General features: G+C 65.2%; 16 protein-coding genes. 12 read left to right on the plus strand and 4 right to left on the minus strand.

Translation table 11 applies throughout. The annotated features are described in order from the left end of the window. Position 1: 1 nt before the first annotated feature. Together AABF56_RS31825 and AABF56_RS31830 are read right to left on the minus strand one after the other, a co-directional pair. Complete coding sequence (locus AABF56_RS31825) at positions 2-1,027, minus strand: BMP family protein (RefSeq protein ID WP_272809517.1); 1,026 nt, start codon at positions 1,025-1,027, stop codon at positions 2-4. Between the two features lie 308 nt (positions 1,028-1,335). Then, entirely contained in the window at positions 1,336-2,583 is a 1,248-nt protein-coding gene (locus AABF56_RS31830) for an ABC transporter substrate-binding protein (protein WP_272809516.1), read from the minus strand. Between the two features lie 261 nt (positions 2,584-2,844). On the opposite strand from AABF56_RS31830, the gene AABF56_RS31835 reads away from it, so the two are divergent. Continuing rightward, positions 2,845-3,954, plus strand: coding sequence for a Gfo/Idh/MocA family protein (locus AABF56_RS31835; protein ID WP_272809515.1), 1,110 nt, complete (start codon positions 2,845-2,847; stop codon positions 3,952-3,954). Positions 3,955-4,114: 160 nt separating this feature from the next. Here AABF56_RS31835 and AABF56_RS31840 read toward each other — a convergent pair whose 3' ends face one another. Further along, on the minus strand, positions 4,115-5,155 hold the full coding sequence (locus AABF56_RS31840) for a LacI family DNA-binding transcriptional regulator (protein WP_272809514.1): 1,041 nt from the start codon (positions 5,153-5,155) through the stop codon (positions 4,115-4,117). A gap of 242 nt (positions 5,156-5,397) precedes the next feature. On the opposite strand from AABF56_RS31840, the gene AABF56_RS31845 reads away from it, so the two are divergent. The 11 genes from AABF56_RS31845 to AABF56_RS31895 all read left to right on the plus strand — a co-directional run bounded on the left by AABF56_RS31845 (position 5,398) and on the right by AABF56_RS31895 (position 18,074). Next, on the plus strand, positions 5,398-6,474 hold the full coding sequence (locus tag AABF56_RS31845; protein WP_244770519.1) for an ABC transporter ATP-binding protein: 1,077 nt from the start codon (positions 5,398-5,400) through the stop codon (positions 6,472-6,474). A 39-nt stretch (positions 6,475-6,513) separates the two neighbouring features. Continuing rightward, on the plus strand, positions 6,514-7,749 hold the full coding sequence (locus tag AABF56_RS31850) for an ABC transporter substrate-binding protein (RefSeq protein ID WP_272809513.1): 1,236 nt from the start codon (positions 6,514-6,516) through the stop codon (positions 7,747-7,749). An 80-nt stretch (positions 7,750-7,829) separates the two neighbouring features. Further along, positions 7,830-8,765, plus strand: a complete 936-nt coding sequence (locus AABF56_RS31855; RefSeq protein ID WP_272809512.1) for a carbohydrate ABC transporter permease — start codon at positions 7,830-7,832, stop codon at positions 8,763-8,765. Positions 8,766-8,768: 3 nt separating this feature from the next. Continuing rightward, positions 8,769-9,623, plus strand: a complete 855-nt coding sequence (locus AABF56_RS31860) for a carbohydrate ABC transporter permease (RefSeq protein ID WP_272809511.1) — start codon at positions 8,769-8,771, stop codon at positions 9,621-9,623. Next, positions 9,620-11,356 carry an L-arabinonate dehydratase gene (gene araD / locus AABF56_RS31865; RefSeq protein ID WP_272809510.1) on the plus strand — a complete coding sequence of 579 codons (1,737 nt, stop codon included), beginning with the start codon at positions 9,620-9,622 and terminating at the stop codon, positions 11,354-11,356. The genes AABF56_RS31860 and araD overlap by 4 nt, the downstream gene beginning before the upstream one ends. 10 nt (positions 11,357-11,366) lie before the next feature. Continuing rightward, positions 11,367-12,170 (plus strand): HpcH/HpaI aldolase family protein, encoded by an 804-nt coding sequence (locus tag AABF56_RS31870; RefSeq protein ID WP_272809509.1) that lies wholly within the window; start codon positions 11,367-11,369, stop codon positions 12,168-12,170. A 9-nt stretch (positions 12,171-12,179) separates the two neighbouring features. Beyond that, on the plus strand, positions 12,180-13,064 hold the full coding sequence (locus AABF56_RS31875) for an SMP-30/gluconolactonase/LRE family protein (RefSeq protein WP_272809508.1): 885 nt from the start codon (positions 12,180-12,182) through the stop codon (positions 13,062-13,064). A 3-nt stretch (positions 13,065-13,067) separates the two neighbouring features. Continuing rightward, positions 13,068-13,832, plus strand: coding sequence for an SDR family NAD(P)-dependent oxidoreductase (locus AABF56_RS31880; protein ID WP_272809507.1), 765 nt, complete (start codon positions 13,068-13,070; stop codon positions 13,830-13,832). An 11-nt stretch (positions 13,833-13,843) separates the two neighbouring features. Next, positions 13,844-15,835, plus strand: a complete 1,992-nt coding sequence (locus AABF56_RS31885; RefSeq protein WP_272809506.1) for an alpha-glucosidase — start codon at positions 13,844-13,846, stop codon at positions 15,833-15,835. Between the two features lie 2 nt (positions 15,836-15,837). Then, complete coding sequence (locus tag AABF56_RS31890) at positions 15,838-16,608, plus strand: TSUP family transporter (RefSeq protein WP_272809505.1); 771 nt, start codon at positions 15,838-15,840, stop codon at positions 16,606-16,608. Next, a complete protein-coding gene (locus AABF56_RS31895; RefSeq protein WP_272809504.1) occupies positions 16,605-18,074 on the plus strand; it encodes an NAD-dependent succinate-semialdehyde dehydrogenase in 1,470 nt (489 codons plus the stop codon). Before AABF56_RS31890 ends, AABF56_RS31895 begins: the two co-directional genes overlap by 4 nt. Here AABF56_RS31895 and AABF56_RS37845 read toward each other — a convergent pair whose 3' ends face one another. Next, a complete protein-coding gene (locus AABF56_RS37845) occupies positions 18,075-18,593 on the minus strand; it encodes a hypothetical protein (protein WP_443021342.1) in 519 nt (172 codons plus the stop codon). It lies immediately after the preceding gene. Between the last annotated feature and the right edge of the window lie 17 nt (positions 18,594-18,610).

Raw genomic sequence — 18,610 nt, forward strand, 5'->3', positions numbered from 1 at the left:
GCTAGCTCGATTTCGGCTCTGCGTCGTTGATCTCGACGGTGAACGAACCGTCCTTGATCGCCTTTTCCTTCTCGGTGACCCTGGCCTTCACGTCGTCGGGAACCTTGGCGTCGAAGGTGCCGAGCGGCGCGAGCGAACAGCCGCCGTTCTTCATGAAGGAATAGACGCCATAGTCGTCCGCCTTGAAGGCGCCGGCCTTCACTTCCGCGATCGCCTTGTCCAGCGTCGGCTCGAAGTGCCACAGCGCGGAGGCGACCACGGTCTGCGGATAGTCCGCCTGGGTATCGATGACATTGCCGATGGCCAGGACGTTCTTTTCCTTCGCCGCATCGGACACGCCGAAACGTTCGGCATAGAGCAGGTCCGCACCGCCATCGATCTGGGCGAAGGCGGTTTCCTTGGCCTTGGGCGGATCGAACCACGAGCCGATGAAGGCGATCTGGAACCTGGTGTCCGGGGCCACTTCCTTCACACCCGCCATGAAGGCGTTCATCAGGCGGTTGACCTCCGGGATCGGATAGCCGCCGACCATGCCGATGTTCTTCGACTTGGTCATCGCGCCGGCGACGAGGCCGGAGAGATAGGAAGCATCCTGGATATAGTTGTCGAAAACCGAGAAGTTCGGCACGGCGGCATCGGGCTTGAAGCTCGAGCCCATCAGGAAGGCGACATCCGGATAGTCCCTGGCGACGGCACGGGCGGCGTCCTCCACGCCGAAGACCTCTCCCAGGATCAGCTTGTGGCCGGCCTCGCAATATTCGCGCATGACGCGCTCATAGTCGTTGTTGGCGGTATTCTCCGAATAGACATATTCGATGTCCCCGCGCTCCTTGGCGGCATTGGCCGCCTTGTGGATGCGGCTGACCCACTGCTGCTCGACCGGCACGGTATAGATGGCCGCGACCTTGAGCGGATCGGCGGCGATCACGCGGCCCGGCAGGCCGACGGCGGCGACCGCTGCGGACGCCCCGGCGGCCTTGATCAGGGTTCGTCTGGAAATGCCGAAATTGAACGGATTGCGATGCATTCGATTCCCCTTTGGCTTATCGCGCAATTCATTGAAAAGCGTCTTTTTTTACCACTTGGTCAACATAGGTGAAATCTCTTGTTGCGGCAATTGGGCATAGCCGAAAGTTCGTCCCGCCGGCCTCGGCGCCATTCATCCGGATCTGCATCCGGCGCCGGCGCGAAGGCTGCGGTGCGGCTTGGGGGACTGCCATATGGCCGCAGCCAGGGCCGCGCATTTTCCGCCCCGTTTCCAGCGCCGATGGTTTCAACGAGCGCAGCCATGCTCCCCGATTTGCGGGGTTCATGGCTGTGATGTCCGCCCTGATCCTATCGCAATACGCGGCGCAGCCGTGCTTCCATCTGTGCGGCGGCATCGTCCGGCGTCATGGAACCACCGATCACGGCGTTGAAGAGCGTGCGGATGATTTCGCTCACTTCGTTGTAACGCGGCGTCACAGGCCTCGGGAGCGCGCTTTCGACGACGGCACGGGCGTTCTCGATCCAGGGCATCGCCTCCTGGACATCCGGATCGGCGTAGAGCGCCGTCTGCGGCGGAAGATAGGAGGCTTCGATGGCCTTGATCTTGGTCGCCTCGGCACCCGCAAGGAAGGTCACGAGCTTCTTTGCTTCCTCCTGATGGCGCGAATAGGCGGACACCGCCCATTCCCAGCCACCGAGGCAGCTGACCGGCTTGCCGCCTTCCACCGCGGGAAGGGTTGCCACGCCGACCTTGTCCCGCACGGCGGAATCCTCACCCTGAAAATTGCTCCAGCCGTAGCCCCACAGTGCGGCGAACACCGCCTTTCCGGCTTGGAACTCCCGCCGCGTATCGTCGGTCCCGACCTCCGATATGTTCTTCTTGGCGATACCCTGATCGACGAAACCCTTCCAGAGGTTGAAGGCCGCGACCGCACCGTCCTTGTCGAAGGAAAAGTCACCGTTCCTCGTCAGGTCGTGGCCGGCACTCCAATAGGGCAGGAGAAAGGTACAGACGGCGCCTTCGATCGCTTTTCCCTGGAAGCTCAAGCCTTGCAGGTTCGGGTCACCCTCCCCGGCCAGGACCGTCTTCGTCGTCTCGGCAAGCTCCGCCCAGGTCTTCGGCACGGGAAGGCCGTATTTGTCCAGGAGGTCCTTGCGATAGTAGAGCAACAGCGCATCGGCATGCGCCGGCAGCGCGACGAGCTTGCCATCGACCGTGTTCGCGTCGGCATAGGCCTTGATATAGCCCTCGAGCATCGGCGCGTCGGCCGCCGCTTCACCGAGCGGCGAGATCCAGCCGGCCGCGCTGAATTGCGCGGGACGGATGATGTCGAGGATCAGGACGTCCAGTGAGGGATCGCGGCTCGACAGGACCGTGTTGAGATATTGCGCCTGCAGTTCCGACGTCGCGCCGCCGAGTTCGATCTCGATCTTGATGCCGGGATTCCGCTGCTCGTAGAGATCGGCGATCTTGCGGTGAACGCTTGGGCTTCCCTGGCTCGAGACGAACATGCGCAGCGTCGTGTCGGCATGGGCCGGCGCCTGCGATCCGATTGCGAACGCTGCCACCGTCCAGGCAATGATGGGGCTTTTCATGCTTGGTTCCTCCTCCAAGTTTCTCCCAAGCCTATAATAGCGCTACATTAAGTGACGTCAATTATCGCGAAGAAAGCGCGATACCCTAGAGGATTTTCTAATTCTTCCTTTTTTACCAATATCTTATTAAACGCGGCGGCATGCCGCTGTATAATAGCGCTACGATTTTATTTGATTTCGTGCGGACTGCTGCGTAACGTTTCCCGGTCCAAAGCCGTCGGTATGCCGCCGGCATCGACGCAATCGAGAGGAGGAATGAGATTGTCAGACCTTATACGCTACGGCCTGATCGGGGCCGGCATGATGGGACGCGAGCATCTTCGCAATATCGCGATGACGCCGGGCTCAAGGATTACGGCCATCGCGGATCCGGATGCCCGGTCGCGTGCGCTGGCCGCCGAATGCGTTCCCGAAACGGCCCAGCTGTTCGACTCGGCCGATGCGCTCCTTGCCAGCAACGCCGTCGACGCACTGGTGATCGCAACGCCGAACGACACGCATGCGGATGTGCTGGCAAGGATTCTCGACCGGGGCCTCAGCCTGCCGATCCTTCTGGAAAAGCCCGCCTGCACCTCCGCCGAACAACTCACCTGGATGTCGACGGCGCTTGCCGGCTACACGGCGCCGCTATGGATCGGCATGGAGTACCGTTACATGCCGCCGGTCACGGAACTCGTGGAAGAGGTTCGCAAGGGAACGGTCGGCGACCTCAAGATGATCGCGCTGCGCGAACACCGCTTTCCCTTCAAGCAGAAGGTTGGCAACTGGAACCGCTACGCGGCGCGCACGGGCGGCACGCTCGTCGAGAAGTGCTGCCATTTCTTCGATCTCATGCGGCTGATCGCCGAGGACGAGGCGGTGCGCGTCCATGCCTCCGCCGGCATCGACGTCAACCATGCCGACGAGCGGCGCGAGGACGGCGAGCGGCCCGACATCATCGACAATGCCTTCGTCACGGTCGACTTCAAGTCGGGAATCCGCGCCTCGCTCGATCTTTGCATGTTCGCCGAAGGCGCTCTCTGGCAGGAGGAGTTCGCCGCGACCGGCTCGCTCGGCCGGGTCGAATGCTTCGTGCCGGGGCATCGCGGCGAGGAGGCCGGCAGGCATTCCGAAATCGAAATCAGCTTCCGGCAGGAAAAGCGCCAGCCCGAACGCCGCATCGTCGAGGTGGACGCGGAAGTGCTGCATGCCGGCGCGCATCACGGCGCGACCTTCTACGCGCACCAGAAGTTCCGCAAGGCGATCCTGGGTGCCGGTCCGGTCGAGGTGGCGTTGCTGGACGGCCTGAAGGCAGTTGCCATCGGGCTGGCGGCGGAACGTTCCGCCAAGGAAAAACGCGTCGTCACCATCGACGGGCTGACGCTGAACTGACGGGCATGACGGCGGCAGGGGAATGGATCGGCGGTGCCGCCGATCCTTCGTGCCCCGTTGAAAAGCCAGCTCCGTTCGCGCCAAGGGGCAATAGCCCTTCTTGTCTTCGTTTCCGCGCAATCGGCTATCGGTAGCGCCCCACAATCCCGCCGGACATGCCCTAGCTGCTGCGGCGATGCTGCAGCGTGAAGCGGGTGTCGATCGTGCGGTGTGCGTCCGCTTTTTCGCCGTGCAGGTGCTCTTCGATCAGCCTTGCAGCCTCCCGGCCGATCAGGTCGCCGGACGGACGGATCGTGGTGAGCGGCGGGTTGCAGGCGGCACTGAAGCTGAGATCGCCGAAGCCGATCACGGCGAGCCGGTCCGGCACGGCGATCTTCTGGCGCTCGCAGGCAAAGAGCACGCCGAGCGCGATATGGTCGTTCGAGCAGGCGATGCCATCGGTCTCGGGGTGGAGCCGCAAGGCTTCCGCCAGCAGCATAGAGCCGATTTCGGCGGAGGCCGTGTCGGGATGCTCGACGACTTTCGCGGCCGCTCCGGCCGCCTTGGCCGCCTGCAGGAAGCCGTTGCAACGCTGCCTGGCGCGGCGGTCCTGGTGCATGCGCGCGCCGAGGAAGAGAAGGTTGCGGCGGCCCTGCCGGATCAGGTGCTCCGCCGCCGCGATGCCGACCTGATCGTGATGGAAGCCGATGGCGGCGTCGATCTGCGGGCCGCCCAGCTCCCAGATCTCGATGACGGGGATGGCGACATTGGCCAGCAGCCGGCGCGTCGCCGCGCTGTGCGAAAGGCCGGTCAGGACGATCGCCGCCGGCGCCCAGGAGAGCGCCATGCGGACCAGCTCCTCCTCTTCCTGCTCGTCATATTCGGTATGGCCGAGAATGAGCTGCAAGCGCTGCTTCTTGAGTGCCGTCTGCATGGAGGAGACCGTCTCGGCGAAGAAGGCGTTGCGCACCGAAGGCACGAGAATGCTGACGGCGCGGGAGGACGCGGCGGCCAGGCCGCCCGCCATGAGGTTCGGCACATAGTTGAGCTTGTCGATCGCCCGGCTGATCGCCTGGCTCGCAGCCGCCGAAACCGCCTCGGGCTTGCGCAGGAAGAGCGACACGGTGGAGGGGGAGACATTGGCGAGCTCGGCCACGTCGGACATCGTGACGGACTGCATCTTGCGGCGATTGCGCGGCGGCTTTCGCATTGTGTTGTCCATGGTCAACTCCATAGCGCTATTATTGCATAAATAGCACACTTTTGATTATGTCGCAACGACAATCGCAGGCGTGCGAATATGTAATATTTTGAAAATAAAGAGACTTTTGTCAAATTTCATGGAGATTGCGTCATCCCGCGCACCAAAAAACATTTTCCAAGTGCGGCTTGCATCATATAAATCGTAGCGCTATTATTGATCGAGATGAGCCGGATGCCCGGCCACGCTTGGGAGAGAGAGGAATGGCTTCTGTCAGCCTGCGAAAGCTGGAAAAAAGTTACGGTTCGCTGCGCATCGTGAAAGGCGTCGACCTCGAAATCGCCGATGGCGAGTTCGTCGTCTTCGTCGGCCCCTCGGGCTGCGGCAAGTCCACGACGCTGCGCATGGTCGCCGGCCTCGAAAGCATCAGCGGCGGCGAGATCCGCATCGGCGAGAAGATGGTCAACCGCCTGCCGCCGCGCGAGCGCGACATCGCCATGGTCTTTCAGGACTATGCGCTCTATCCGCACAAGACGGTGCGCGAGAACATGGGGTTCAGCCTGAAGGTTCATGGCGTGCCGGCGCGCGAAGCAGATGTCCGCATCAACGAGGCCGCCGAGATGCTCGGCATTTCCCATCTGCTCGAGCGCCGCCCCGGCCAGCTCTCCGGCGGCCAGCGCCAGCGCGTCGCCATGGGGCGCGCCATCGTGCGCCGGCCGAAGGTCTTTCTGTTCGACGAACCGCTGTCCAACCTCGACGCCAAGCTGCGCGGCCAGGTCCGCACCGAGATCAAGCGCCTGCACCAGCAGATCGGCACGACGATCATCTATGTCACGCACGACCAGGTCGAGGCCATGACGCTCGCCGATCGCATCGTCATCCTCAAGGGGGGCGATATCGAGCAGGTCGGCACACCGGACGAGGTCTACAACCGGCCACAGAGCGTCTTCGTCGGCGGTTTCGTCGGCTCGCCGGCGATGAACTTTGCCAAGGCGAAGGTCGAGGCGGGCTGTCTTGCCTTTGCCGACGGCAACAAGCTGGGGCTGGCGGGCGTGCGGGCCGGGCGCGAGACCGGCGTGGAGGGCCGCGACGTGGTCGTCGGCATACGGCCGGAGCATTTTGGCACGGCAGCCGATCCGGCGGCTGCGCTTGTCGCCCGCGTGCAGGTTGTCGAGCCGCTCGGCTCGGACACGCTGGTGCACTTTGCCGTCGGCGGCGACGTGCTGACCGCGCGCATGCCGCCGGAGATGCGGCCGGAGCCCGGCTCGGAATTCCGGATCGGCGTCGACCCCACGAAAATCCATCTTTTCGATGCCGCAAGCGAACGCGTCATCAACTGAATGCCGGGCGCTTTGCGCGCTCCATCACGGGAGGATAGAATGAACACCAGAACCCTGGCGGGCGCGCTCGCCACTGCCACCATGCTTGCCTTCGCCGCGCCGGCCTTCGCCGACACGGACCTCAAGATCTTCGTCTCCAGCCAGCATCAGCCGGATGTCTGGCGCAAGGTGCTCGACAAGTACGAGGCGGCCAATCCGGGCGTCAAGGTGGCGATCGAGACCGGCGGCAACACGTCGGAAGCGCAGGCGCAGTACCTCAACACCGTCATGTCCGCCAAGGACACGAACCTCGACGTGCTGATGCTCGACGTCATCCGCCCGGCGCAATATGCCGCCGCCGGCTGGACTTCCGATTTCGCCGGCGAGGACATGTCGGTCTACCTGCCGGCCTATGCCGAGGCCAACACGGTGGACGGCAAGATCGTCGCGCTGCCGGCCTTCGCCGACGCGATGTTCCTCTACTACCGCAAGGACCTGCTCGACAAATACGGCATTGCCCCGCCGAAGACCTGGGAAGAGCTGGCCGCCGCGGCCAAGAAGGTGGCCGAGGGCGAGAAGAACCCGGACCTGCAGGGCGTGTCCTTCCAGGGCAAGGCCATCGAGGGTGCGGTCTGCACCTTCCTGCTGCCCTACTGGAGCCAGGGCAAGACCCTCGTCGAGAACGGCAAGCTGACTTTCGACCATGACGCCGCCGTCACGGCGCTGTCGCTGTGGAAGGGCTTTGTCGACGAGGGCACGGCCAAGAAGAACATCGCGGAAGTCGCCACCGACGATACGCGCAAGGAATTCCAGGCCGGCAGCGCCGTCTTCGCGGTCAACTGGTCCTATGCCTGGACGCATTTCCAGGGCGCGGAATCGGCCGTCAAGGACAATGTCGGCGTGGCGCGCCTGCCGGCGCTCGGCTCCGGCGAGCAGGCAAGCTGCCTCGGCGGCTGGGAATGGGGCGTTTCGGCCTATTCCACCCATCAGGACGAGGCGAAGAAGCTGGTCGAGTACCTTTCCAGCGAGGATGTCTCCGTCTTCATGGCCGCCAACGGCTCGCTGCTGCCGACCTACGCGGCCGCCTACAAGAACGACGAGGTGCTCAAGGCTGTGCCGTGGTTCGCCGACGCGCTGCAGGTGGTCGAGACCGCCAAGGCCCGCCCGGTGACGCCCCGCTACAACGAGGTGAGCGAGGTCATCCGCACGACGGTCAACGCGGTGCTCGCCGGCGTCACCACGCCGGAGGACGGCGCGAGCCAGATCGAGGCGCGCCTCAAGCGCATCCTGCGCTGATCGCGATCGCCATCGCCGGAAGGGCAGGGCGGCCTGCCCGCCCTTCCGCCTCCCCAACCTGAATTGCCGGGAGTTGCCCCTTGTCGACGACCTCTACCCTCAATGCAGCACGCCCTGCTGACCGCGGCCCGCCGGCCTGGACGCGCTGGCTCGATCTCGGCGACCGGGCGCTCGCCGTCGTCCTGCTGGCGCCCGCCGCGATCCTCCTCGCGCTGATCATCGTCTATCCGGTGCTGCGCCTCGGCTATACCAGCTTCTTCAGCCTGTCGCTCACCTCCGGCCTGCCGGCGGAGTTCGTCGGCTTCGAAAACTACAGCCTGATGCTGGAGGATCCGGTGTTCTGGGAAACCACCTGGAACACTGTTCTCATCACGCTCATCACCGTGCCCGGCGCCCTCCTGGTCGGGCTGGCACTGGCCCTGCTCGCGAACCTCCCCTTCGGCGTGCAGTGGCCGGTGCGCCTTTCCCTGCTGATCCCCTGGGCGCTGCCACTCTCCTTCGCGGGCCTGATCTTCGCTTGGTTCTTCCATTCGGAATACGGCGTCGTCAACGACGTGCTGAACCGCCTCGGCTTCGAAGGCATCATCTGGTTCAACTCGCCGAACTGGGCCTTCGCCGCGATCTGTCTGACGATCATCTGGAAGACCTCCTCCTTCATGGCGCTGATCATCCTTGCCGGCCTGCAGACGATCCCGCGCTCGCTCTACGAGGCCGCCGATGTCGACGGCGCGGGCCGTATCCGCCAGTTTTTCGAGATCACGCTGCCGCTTCTGAAGCCCTCGATCGTCGTCGCGCTGATCTTCCGCACCATCACCGCGCTCCAGACCTTCGACATCCCCTACATGATGACCGGCGGCGGCCCCGGCACCTCCACCGCCACGCTCGCCATGTACATCCACCAGAACACGGTCTCCTTCCTCGACCTCGGCTACGGCTCGGCGCTCGCCGTCGTGATGTTCGCCCTGTCGATGTGCGTGACCGCCGTCTATCTCCGCGCCATCCGGACCAAGGAGTAAGCCATGAGCGCCGCCGCCTCTCCCGGATTTTCCGGCCTTTTCTCCGGCCGTCCGCTGCGCCTCATCGCCGGTGGCGTGCTGATCGTCAACGGCATGTTCCCGGCGCTGTGGATCCTCTTCACCTCGCTGAAGACGGAAGCCGAGCTGACCGCCAAGCCCATCACCTGGGTGCCGCACGCCCCGACGCTTTCGAACTACATGCAGGCCTTCTCCGACCAGCCACTGCATCTCTTCCTGTTCAACAGCTTCATGGTGGCGCTGCTCTCCACCTGCCTGACGCTGCTCGTCTCGGTGCTGGCGGCCTATGCGCTGGCGCGGCTGAACCTGCGCTACCGCGGCCTCATCCTGTCGCTGATCATCGCGGTCTCGACCTTCCCGCTGGTGACGCTGCTCGTGCCGCTCTTCGAGATCATGAGGACGCTGAACCTGCTCAACACCTGGATCGCGCTCGTGCTGCCCTATACGGTACTCTCGCTGCCGGTCTGCACGCTGATGCTGGTCTCCTTCTTCGAGGGCATCCCGCGCGATCTGGAGAACGCCGCGATGATCGACGGCTGCACGCGGATGGGCGCCCTCTTCAAGGTGGTCGTGCCGCTCTGCGCGCCGGGCGTCTTCACCGCGGGCATCCTCGCCTTCGTCAATGCCTGGGACGAGTTCCTGCTGGCGCTCTCCTTCAATTCCAATCCGGCGCTGCGCACGCTTCCCGTCGGCATCCAGCTCTACCAGGGCGAGTTCGCCTTCCCCTGGCCGGTCATCTCCGCCGCCCTCGTCGTCGGCATCGTTCCGGTCGCCGTGCTGATCGTCATCTTCCAGGAGCGCGTCGTCTCGGGCCTCACCGCCGGGGGGATCAAGGGATGAGCGAGCGCCGCGACATTTCCGAACTGCGCAGCCAGCGCTGGTTCGCCACCGACGACATGCGGGCCTTTGCGCACCGCCAGCGCACGCAGCAGATGGGCATGCGCCGCGAGGAGTTCATGGGCCGGCCGGTGATCGGCATCATCAACACCTGGAGCGAGATGAGCCCCTGCCATGCGCATCTGCGCGACCGGGCCGAGGCCGTCAAGCGCGGCGTCTGGCAGATGGGCGGCTATCCCGTCGAGCTTCCGGCGATCTCCGTCGGCGAGGTCATGGTGAAGCCCACCACCATGCTCTACCGCAATTTCCTCGCCATGGAATGCGAGGAGCTGCTGCGCTGTCACCCGATCGACGGCGCCGTCCTCCTCGGCGGCTGCGACAAGTCCACCCCGGCGCTGCTGATGGGCGCCTTCTCGATGGATATCCCGGTGATCTTCTGCCCCGCCGGGCCGATGTCGAACGGCCAGTGGCGCGGCATCAAGACCGGCGCGGGCACCCATACCAAGAAATACTGGGACGAGCTGCGCGCCGGCAACATCACCCGCGAGGACTGGGTGGACCTCGAAAGCCGCATGACGCGCTCGCCCGGCACCTGCAACACCATCGGCACCGCCTCCACCATGACATCCATCGTCGACGCGATGGGCATGACGCTCTCCGGCGCTTCCTCCATCCCGGCCGTGGATTCCGGCCATTCGCGCATGGCGTCGGCCTGCGGGTCGCGCATCGTCGAGATGGTCTGGGAGGACCTGAAGCCCTCGAAGATCCTCGACCGCGACAGCTTCCTCAACGGCCTCGTCGCCTATATGGCGCTCGGCGGCTCGACCAATGCGGCCGTGCACCTGATCGCCATGGCCAAGCGCGTCGGCGTCTCGCTGACTTTGGACGACATGGCGGAGATGGCCGGCAAGGTGCCCGTCGTCGCAAACGTCTTTCCCTCCGGCGAATACCTCATGGAGGATTTTTACTTCGCCGGCGGCGTCAACGCGATGCTCAAGAAACTCTCGCGCCACCTGAAGCTCGACCGGCCGACCGTCAACGGCCGGACGCTCGGCGAGAACATCGCCGACGCCGACTGCTGGAACGACGAGGTGATCCGCGGCGAGGACAATCCCGTCGTGCCGCTCGAACGCGGCAAGACGCTGGAAGTGCTGCACGGCAATCTTGCGCCCAACGGCGCGGTGATGAAATCCTCGGCCGCCAATCCGAAGTTTTTAAAGCATATCGGCCCGGCCATCGTCTTCGACGATCCGCGCACCATGAACAGGACCTTGGACGATCCCGACCTCGACATCACCGAGGATACGGTGATCGTGCTGCGCAACGCCGGCCCGGTCGGCGCGCCTGGCATGCCGGAATGGGGCAACCTGCCGATCCCGAAGAAGCTCTTGAAGCAAGGCGTGCGCGACATGGTGCGCATCTGCGACGGGCGCATGAGCGGCACCCATTACGGCACCTGTATTCTGCATGTCTCGCCGGAAGCCGCCGTCGGCGGGCCCTTGGCGCTGGTCAGGACCGGCGATCTTATCGAACTCGACGTTGCCGCCGCGACCATCAACATGCGCGTTTCCGAGGAGGAGCTGGCCCGCCGCCGTGCCGAATGGAAGCCCTCCGCGCCGATCTACGAACGCTCCTTCGCCGCCCTCTATCAGCGCCATGTCAGCCAGGCGCATGAGGGCTGCGACTTCGACTTCCTGACCGGCACGCAACCCGTGCCCGAACCGCCGATCTATTGAGGGAAACACCATGAGCAGCAACAACCCCTTCAAGTCCTGGCTGGGCGACAAGTCGCGCGCCACCCCGCTCGGCACCTGGCTGATGGCCGCCGCGCCCGCGACGGCGGAAGCTCTCGGTTACGGTGGCTTCGATTTCCTCGTGGTCGACATGGAGCATGTGCCGGTCGAGTTCACCGATCTCGCCCATATCCTGCGCGCCATCGGCTGCACGCCGGCCGACGCCGTGGTGCGGCTTGCCTGGAACGACCAGGTGCTGGTCAAGCGCGCGCTCGATGCCGGCGCGCGCACCGTCATGCTGCCCTTCGTGCAGAATGCCGAGGAGGCGAAGGCCGCCGCGTCCTATACGCGCTATCCGCCGCACGGCATCCGGGGTGTTGCCGCCGTGCATCGCGGCTCGCGCTTCGGCACGATCCCGAACTACCTGAAATCCGCCAATGACGACATCTGCACCGTCGTGCAGCTCGAGACGCCGGAAGCCATCGAGCGCCTGCCGGAGATCGCCGCCGTCGAGGGCATCGATGCGCTGTTCGTCGGCCCGGGCGACCTCTCCGCCGCCATGGGCCATATCGGCAACATCGCCCATCCGGAGGTGCAGGCGCTGATCGAGAAGGCGGCGAAGGACGCCCATGCGGCCGGCAAGCCCGTCGGCATCGTCGGCCCGAACCCGGACATGGTGAAGCGCTTCATCGGCTACGGCTACGATTTCGCCGCCATCGCCTCCGACATCGCCCTGATGACCGGCCGCGCCAGCAAATGGCTCGGCCAGATGAAGGGCGTCGAGAAGGCCCCCGCAACGCCCATGGCGGCTTATTGAGGGCGGACCGTGCAGCAAGCTTTCGCCCCCGTCCTCGATTTTTCGGCCGCGCTCGGCGAATGCCCGCTCTGGTCGGTCGCCGAACAGGTGCTCTATTTCGTCGATATCAAGCGCTGCCGCATCCACCGCTACGACCCGTCGACGGGCGCGCTCGGCACGATGGAGCTGCCCGAGGAAGTCGGCTGCATCGGCCTTGCCGAGGGCGGCGGCTTTATCGCCGGCCTGCGCTCCGGCCTCTGGCTCATCGATGCGGACGGCAAGCTGCTGAGGAAGCTCGCCGACAATCCCGAGGACCAGTCGATCAGCCGCTTCAACGACGGCGGCGTCGATCCCGTCGGCCGCTTCATCGCCGGCACGGTGGACGAGACGCGCGAGAAGGGCATCGCCAGCCTCTACCGCTACGACAGTCGCGGCCTGGCGCGCCTTGCCGGCGGGCTGCTGACCTCGAACGGTGTCGCCTTCTCGCCGGACGGCAGGCGGCTCTATCATTCCGATACGCTGCGCTACACGCTCTATGCCTGCGACTACGACGCCGCGACCGGCGAGGCGGCGAACCGGCAGGTTTTTGCCCGCTTCGGCAGCGAGACCGACAAGGGGCGGCCGGATGGCGGCGCGGTCGATGCCGAGGGCTGCTATTGGACGGCGCTTTTCGAGGGCGGCCGGGTGCAGCGCTATGCACCGGATGGAACGCTTCTCGCCGAATATCCGGTCCCGGCGAAATGCCCGACCATGATCGCCTTCGGCGGGCCGGACCTGAAGACGCTCTATTGCACGAGCGGCTCCATCGGCCGGCCCGACGAGGAACTCATCGAATACCCGCTCTCCGGCGCGCTGTTTTCCCTGCGCACCGTTGTCGCCGGCCTTGCCCGACCCCTGTTCAACCCAGCCCGCTGAGGCATGCCCATGACCTACGATACCGTCCGCTACCATTCGCTCGAAGGCCGCAACGTGCTGATTACCGGCGGCGCCTCCGGCATCGGCGAGGCCATGGTGAGCGCCTTCCGTGCCCAAGGTGCGAACGTCTCCTTCCTCGATATCGACGAGAAGGCCGGCAAGGCGACGGCGCAGGCGACCGGCGCGGATTTTTACCCCTGCGACCTCACCGATATCCCGGCGCTGCGCGATGCGGTGGCGAAGGTCGAGGCCAAGCACGGTGCGGTGGACGTCCTCGTCAACAATGCCGGCAAGGACGACCGCCACCGCATGGACGAGGTGGAGCCGGACTACTGGCGGCGCATGCTGGCGCTCAACCTCGACCACCAGTTCTTCGCGACGCAAGCGGTCGCCAAGGGCATGCGCGAGAAGGGCAGGGGCTCCGTCGTCATGATGGGCTCCGTCTCGTGGATGCGCGGCAATCCGGTCATGGTCGGCTATACGACGGCGAAGGCCGCGATCAACGGCATGACCCGCACGCTCGCCCGCGATCTCGGCCCGGATGGCATCCGCGTCAACTGCATCGTGCCGGGCGCCATCGTCACCGAGCGGCAGAAGGCGCTCTGGGCCGGGCCGGAGGAGAGCCAGAAATTCATCGACCTGCAATCGCTGAAATTCCGCCTCGATGCCGGCCATGTCGCGCGGCTCGCGCTCTTCCTCGGCTCGGATGAAAGCAATGGCTGCACCGGCGCCAATTTCATCGTCGATGCCGGCCTCACGCAGAACTGAAGGTTTTCGCCATGCTCCTTGAAAAGACCGCCAGCGGCTTCACCCTCTCCCTCGATGGCCGCGTAATCCTCAGCCATAGTGCGAAAAATCCCGCCCTCTTCGCCGGCCGTGGCGAGGAGCGGATGGACATGTATCGCGGCAATTTCGATATCGAGGATTATGTGGTGGAGCGCGTGGCGCTCGCCCATGCCGAGGTCGAAGGCGAGACGATCCGCCTTTCCAACGCGCCCGGCCAGCCGGCGCGCCTCATCCTCAAGGTGGAGGACGACAGCCTGCGGCTCGAAGCGCCCGATGCCTCCGTCAATCGCCTCTGGCTGCGCACCGTCGCGGAGAAGGACGAGCATGTCTGGGGCGGCGGCGAGCAGATGTCTTATTTCGACCTGCGCGGTCGCCGCTTCCCGCTCTGGACCTCCGAGCCCGGCGTCGGCCGCGACAAAACGACGGAGATCACCTTCCAGTCCGACGTGACCGGCAAGGCCGGCGGCGACTATTACAACACCAACTATCCCCAGCCGACCTACATCTCCTCCCGCCGCTATGCCCTGCATGTCGACACGACGGCCTATGCCGTCTTCGACTTCCGCCGCGAGGGCTTTCACGAGGTGGAAGTCTGGGAGGTGCCGGAAAGGATCGAATTCTTCGCCGCGGCCACCTTCCGCGATCTCGTGGGAAAACTCTCGCTGCGCTTCGGCCGCCAGCCGCAATTGCCGGATTGGGTCTATCAGGGCGCGATCATCGGCCTCAAGGACGGCAAGGGCTCCTTCGAGCGGCTGGAGAAGATGCGCGCCGCCGGCGTGAAAGTCTCAGGGCTCTGGTGCGAGGACTGGGTGGGGCTGCGCCACACCACGTTTGGCGCGCGCCTCTTCTGGGACTGGGTGGGCAACGAGGAGCGCTATCCGCACCTGCGCCAGAAGATCGCCGAGCTTGCCGACGATGGCATCCGCTTCCTCGGCTATGTGAACCCCTATCTCTGCGTCGACGGCTCGCTCTTCCCGGAGGCCGAGGCGGGCGGTTATTTCGCGACGGATGCCGAGGGCAAGACCGCGCTGGTCGATTTCGGCGAGTTCGATTGCGGCGTGGTCGATTTCACCAATCCGGACGCGGCGGCCTGGTTCGCCGAGCGGGTGATCGGCCAGAACATGCTGGATTTCGGCCTCTCCGGCTGGATGGCGGATTTCGGCGAATACCTGCCGATCGACGTGAAGCTTTCGAATGGCGTCGACGCCAAGCTGATGCACAATGCCTGGCCGACGCTCTGGGCCGAGGTGAACGCCAAGGCGGTGGAAAGCCGCGGCAAGACGGGCGACACGCTGTTCTTCATGCGCGCCGGCTATACGGGCGTGCAGGCCTATTGCCCGCTTCTGTGGGGCGGCGACCAGTCGGTGGACTTTTCGCGCCATGACGGTCTCGTCACGGTCATCTGCGGCGCGCTCTCATCCGGCCTTCTCGGCAATGCCTACCACCACTCCGATATCGGCGGTTACACCAGCCTCTTCGGCAATGTCCGCACGCCGGAACTCCTGATGCGCTGGGCCGAGATGGCCGCCTTCACGCCCGTCATGCGCAGCCATGAGGGTAACCGCCCGCGAGACAACGTGCAGATCGACCAGGTCGCGGCGGTGCTTGCCCATTTCGCCCGCATGACGGCGATCTACGTGCACCTTGCGCCCTACCTGAAGGCGCTCTCCAAGGAAGCGTCCGAGACGGGCCTGCCCGTCCAGCGCCCGCTCTTCCTGCACCATGAGGACGACCGCGCCACCTATGCCATCCAGGACGCCTATCTCTACGGTGCGGACCTGCTCATCGCCCCCGTCTGGAAGGCGGGCGAGACGGAGCGGACCGTCTACCTGCCGAAGAGCGCGAACTGGGTCCATGTCTGGAGCGGCGAGACGCACGAAGGCGGCCGCGAAGTAACCGTCGCCGCCCCGCTCGGCCAGCCGACCGTGTTCTACCGCGAGGATGCGGCGCAGGCGGACCTTTTCGCGGATATCGGGACGCTCTGATCATGGACACGGCGAGCCTCGTCGTCCTCTTGCTGCTTGCGGCGGGCGCCTCCTATGTGCAGACGCTGACGGGCTTCGCGCTCGGCCTGCTGATGATGGGCGGCGTGGGGCTGACCGGCGTCGTGCCGCTGCCGGATGCGGCCGTGCTGGTCGGCATCCTCGGGCTCGTCAATGCGGCGCAGGTGCTGGCAAAGGGCTGGCGGGATATCGCCCGGCGCGAATTCCTGCTCGTCATCTTCGTCAGCCTCGCATTCCTCGTTCTCGGCTACTGGCTGCTCGGCCTGCTGCTCGCCGCCTCGCTCGACTGGCTGAAGCTGGTGCTGGGCGCGATCATCATCCTCTCCAGCCTCCAGCTTCTCCTTCGCCCCACGCCGTTCGCAAACCCCTCTGGACCGGGCTCCTTCGTCTTCTTCGGCGCGATCGCCGGCGTCATGGGCGGCCTCTTCTCCACCGCCGGCCCGCCGCTGGTCTATCATTTCTACCGCCAGCCGCTCCGGGCCGTCTCCATCCGCGAAACCCTCGTCGCCATCTTCGCCGTCAACGGCCTGCTGCGCTTGGCGCTTGTCGGGCTCGCCGGCAACATGCCGTCCGCCTCCTTCTGGTGGGGGCTGCTCTGCATTCCGGTCGTCATGGCCTTCACGCTGCTCGCCCGACGCTATCCGCCGCCACTGACGCCGATGGGGCTCCGGCGCGTCGCCTTCTGCCTGCTTTTCCTCTCCGGCATCTCCCTTGCCGGTCCCGCCTTTCTCAAGCTTTTCGGAGATCTTTCATGACGCACCCGCTCAAGACCGCGCTCAAGGATGCGAGCCTGCTTGCCGACAAGGCCTTTGTCGGCGGACGCTGGGTCCCGGCCGCCGATGGCCGCACCTTCGCCGTCACCGATCCCTTCGACGGGTCGCCGATCGCCGATGTGCCCTCGCTCTCGCGGGAAGAGGTCGCCGCCGCCATCGATGCGGCGGACGTCGCGCAGAAACTCTGGGCGAAACGCACGGCCAAGGAGCGCGCCACGGTGCTGAAAGCCTGGTTCCAGCTCATCCTCGACAATGCCGACGACCTCGCGCTGATCCTCTCCTCGGAGCAGGGCAAGCCGCTGGCGGAGGCAAGGGGCGAGGTGGTCTCGAACGCCGCCTATCTCGAATGGTTCGCCGAAGAGGCCAAGCGCATCGACGGCGACATCATTCCCGGCGCCAATACCGGACAGCGCATCCTGGTCTTGAAGCAGCCGGTCGGCGTCTGCGCCGCCATCACGCCCTGGAACTTCCCGAACGGCATGATCACCCGCAAGGCGGGACCCGCGCTTGCCGCCGGTTGCAGCATGCTGCTGAAGCCCGCCTCGCAGACGCCGCTTTCGGCGCTGGCGCTCGGAGTCCTTGCCGAGCGGGCAGGGGTACCGGCGGGCGTCTTCTCCGTCGTCACCGGCGAGGCGCGGCCGATCGGTGCGGAATTCTGCCACAACCCGAAGGTCGCCAAGATCACCTTCACCGGCTCCACCGGCGTCGGCCGCTGGCTGATGAAGGAGGCCGCCGACGGCATCAAGCGCCTGTCGCTGGAACTCGGCGGCAACGCGCCCTTCATCGTCTTCGACGATGCCGACCTCGACGACGCCGTGGAAGGCGCGATGATCTCGAAATTCCGCAATGCCGGCCAGACCTGCGTGTGCGCCAACCGCATCTATGTGCAGTCGAACGTGGCCGAAGCCTTCACGGAAAAGCTGCTCGCCAAGGTCGCGGGACTGACGCTCGGCCGCGGCACGCAGGCCGGCACCACGCATGGGCCGCTGATCGACGAGAAGGCGGTGGCCAAGATGGAGGAGCATGTGGCCGATGCGCTGGAAAAGGGCGGCCGGCTCCTGGCCGGCGGCAGGCGCAGCGCCCTCGGCGGCACCTTCTACGAGCCGACCGTCATTGCCGGCGTCACGCAGGCGATGAAGGTCGCGAGCGAGGAGACCTTCGCCCCGCTTGCCCCAATCATCACCTTCAGGGACGAGGACGACGTCATCGCCATGGCCAACGACAGCGAATATGGCCTCGCTTCCTATTTCTACGCCAGGGACATGGCGCGCGTCTTCCGCGTCGCCGAGGCGCTGGAGGCGGGCATGGTAGGGGTCAACACGGGCATGATCGCCAACGAGATGGCACCATTCGGCGGCATCAAGCAGTCCGGCCTCGGCCGCGAGGGCTCCAAATACGGCATCGAGGGCTTTCTCGAACTGAAATATGTCTGCGTCGCCGGGCTCTGATCATCGCGGCAGCGCAAGCATCTCCCTCCGGCTCGCAAGAAGCGCTTTCAACGGGGGCCGGCAAACCCCTCTGCCGATAGCCTGGAGATTGTCTTCCAGACCCAGGTCGGCCTCTATGCGCAGGACCAGGTCAGGATCGACAACTGGGTACTCTCCTTTGCCGGCCGCTACGACTGGGTCGAGACGGACGTTGACGACGTCGCCAGCAACACCCACGCTCCGGAGCGGAGCCGTGCCTTCACCGGCAGGGCCGGCATTGGCTATCTCTTCGACAATGGCCTTGCCCCCTATCTCAGCTACCCCACCTCCTTCCGCGCGGAGGCCGGCATCAAGTACCAGCCGCTGGGCTGGAACGGGCTGATCACCGCTTCGGTTTTCTAGGTCACCCAACAGAACGTCACCACCAACGATCCGCTCCATCACGTCGTTTTCAACCGACACACAGAGCATCGGGCCGATCCTGACCGAGCTTATATGAATTTCGACCTTGCCGGCGGAAGGGCCGACGCCATGTTTCACGGCATTCTCGCTCAAGG

The organism is Shinella sp. WSC3-e, assembly GCF_945994535.1.
Lineage (GTDB): Bacteria > Pseudomonadota > Alphaproteobacteria > Rhizobiales > Rhizobiaceae > Shinella > Shinella yambaruensis.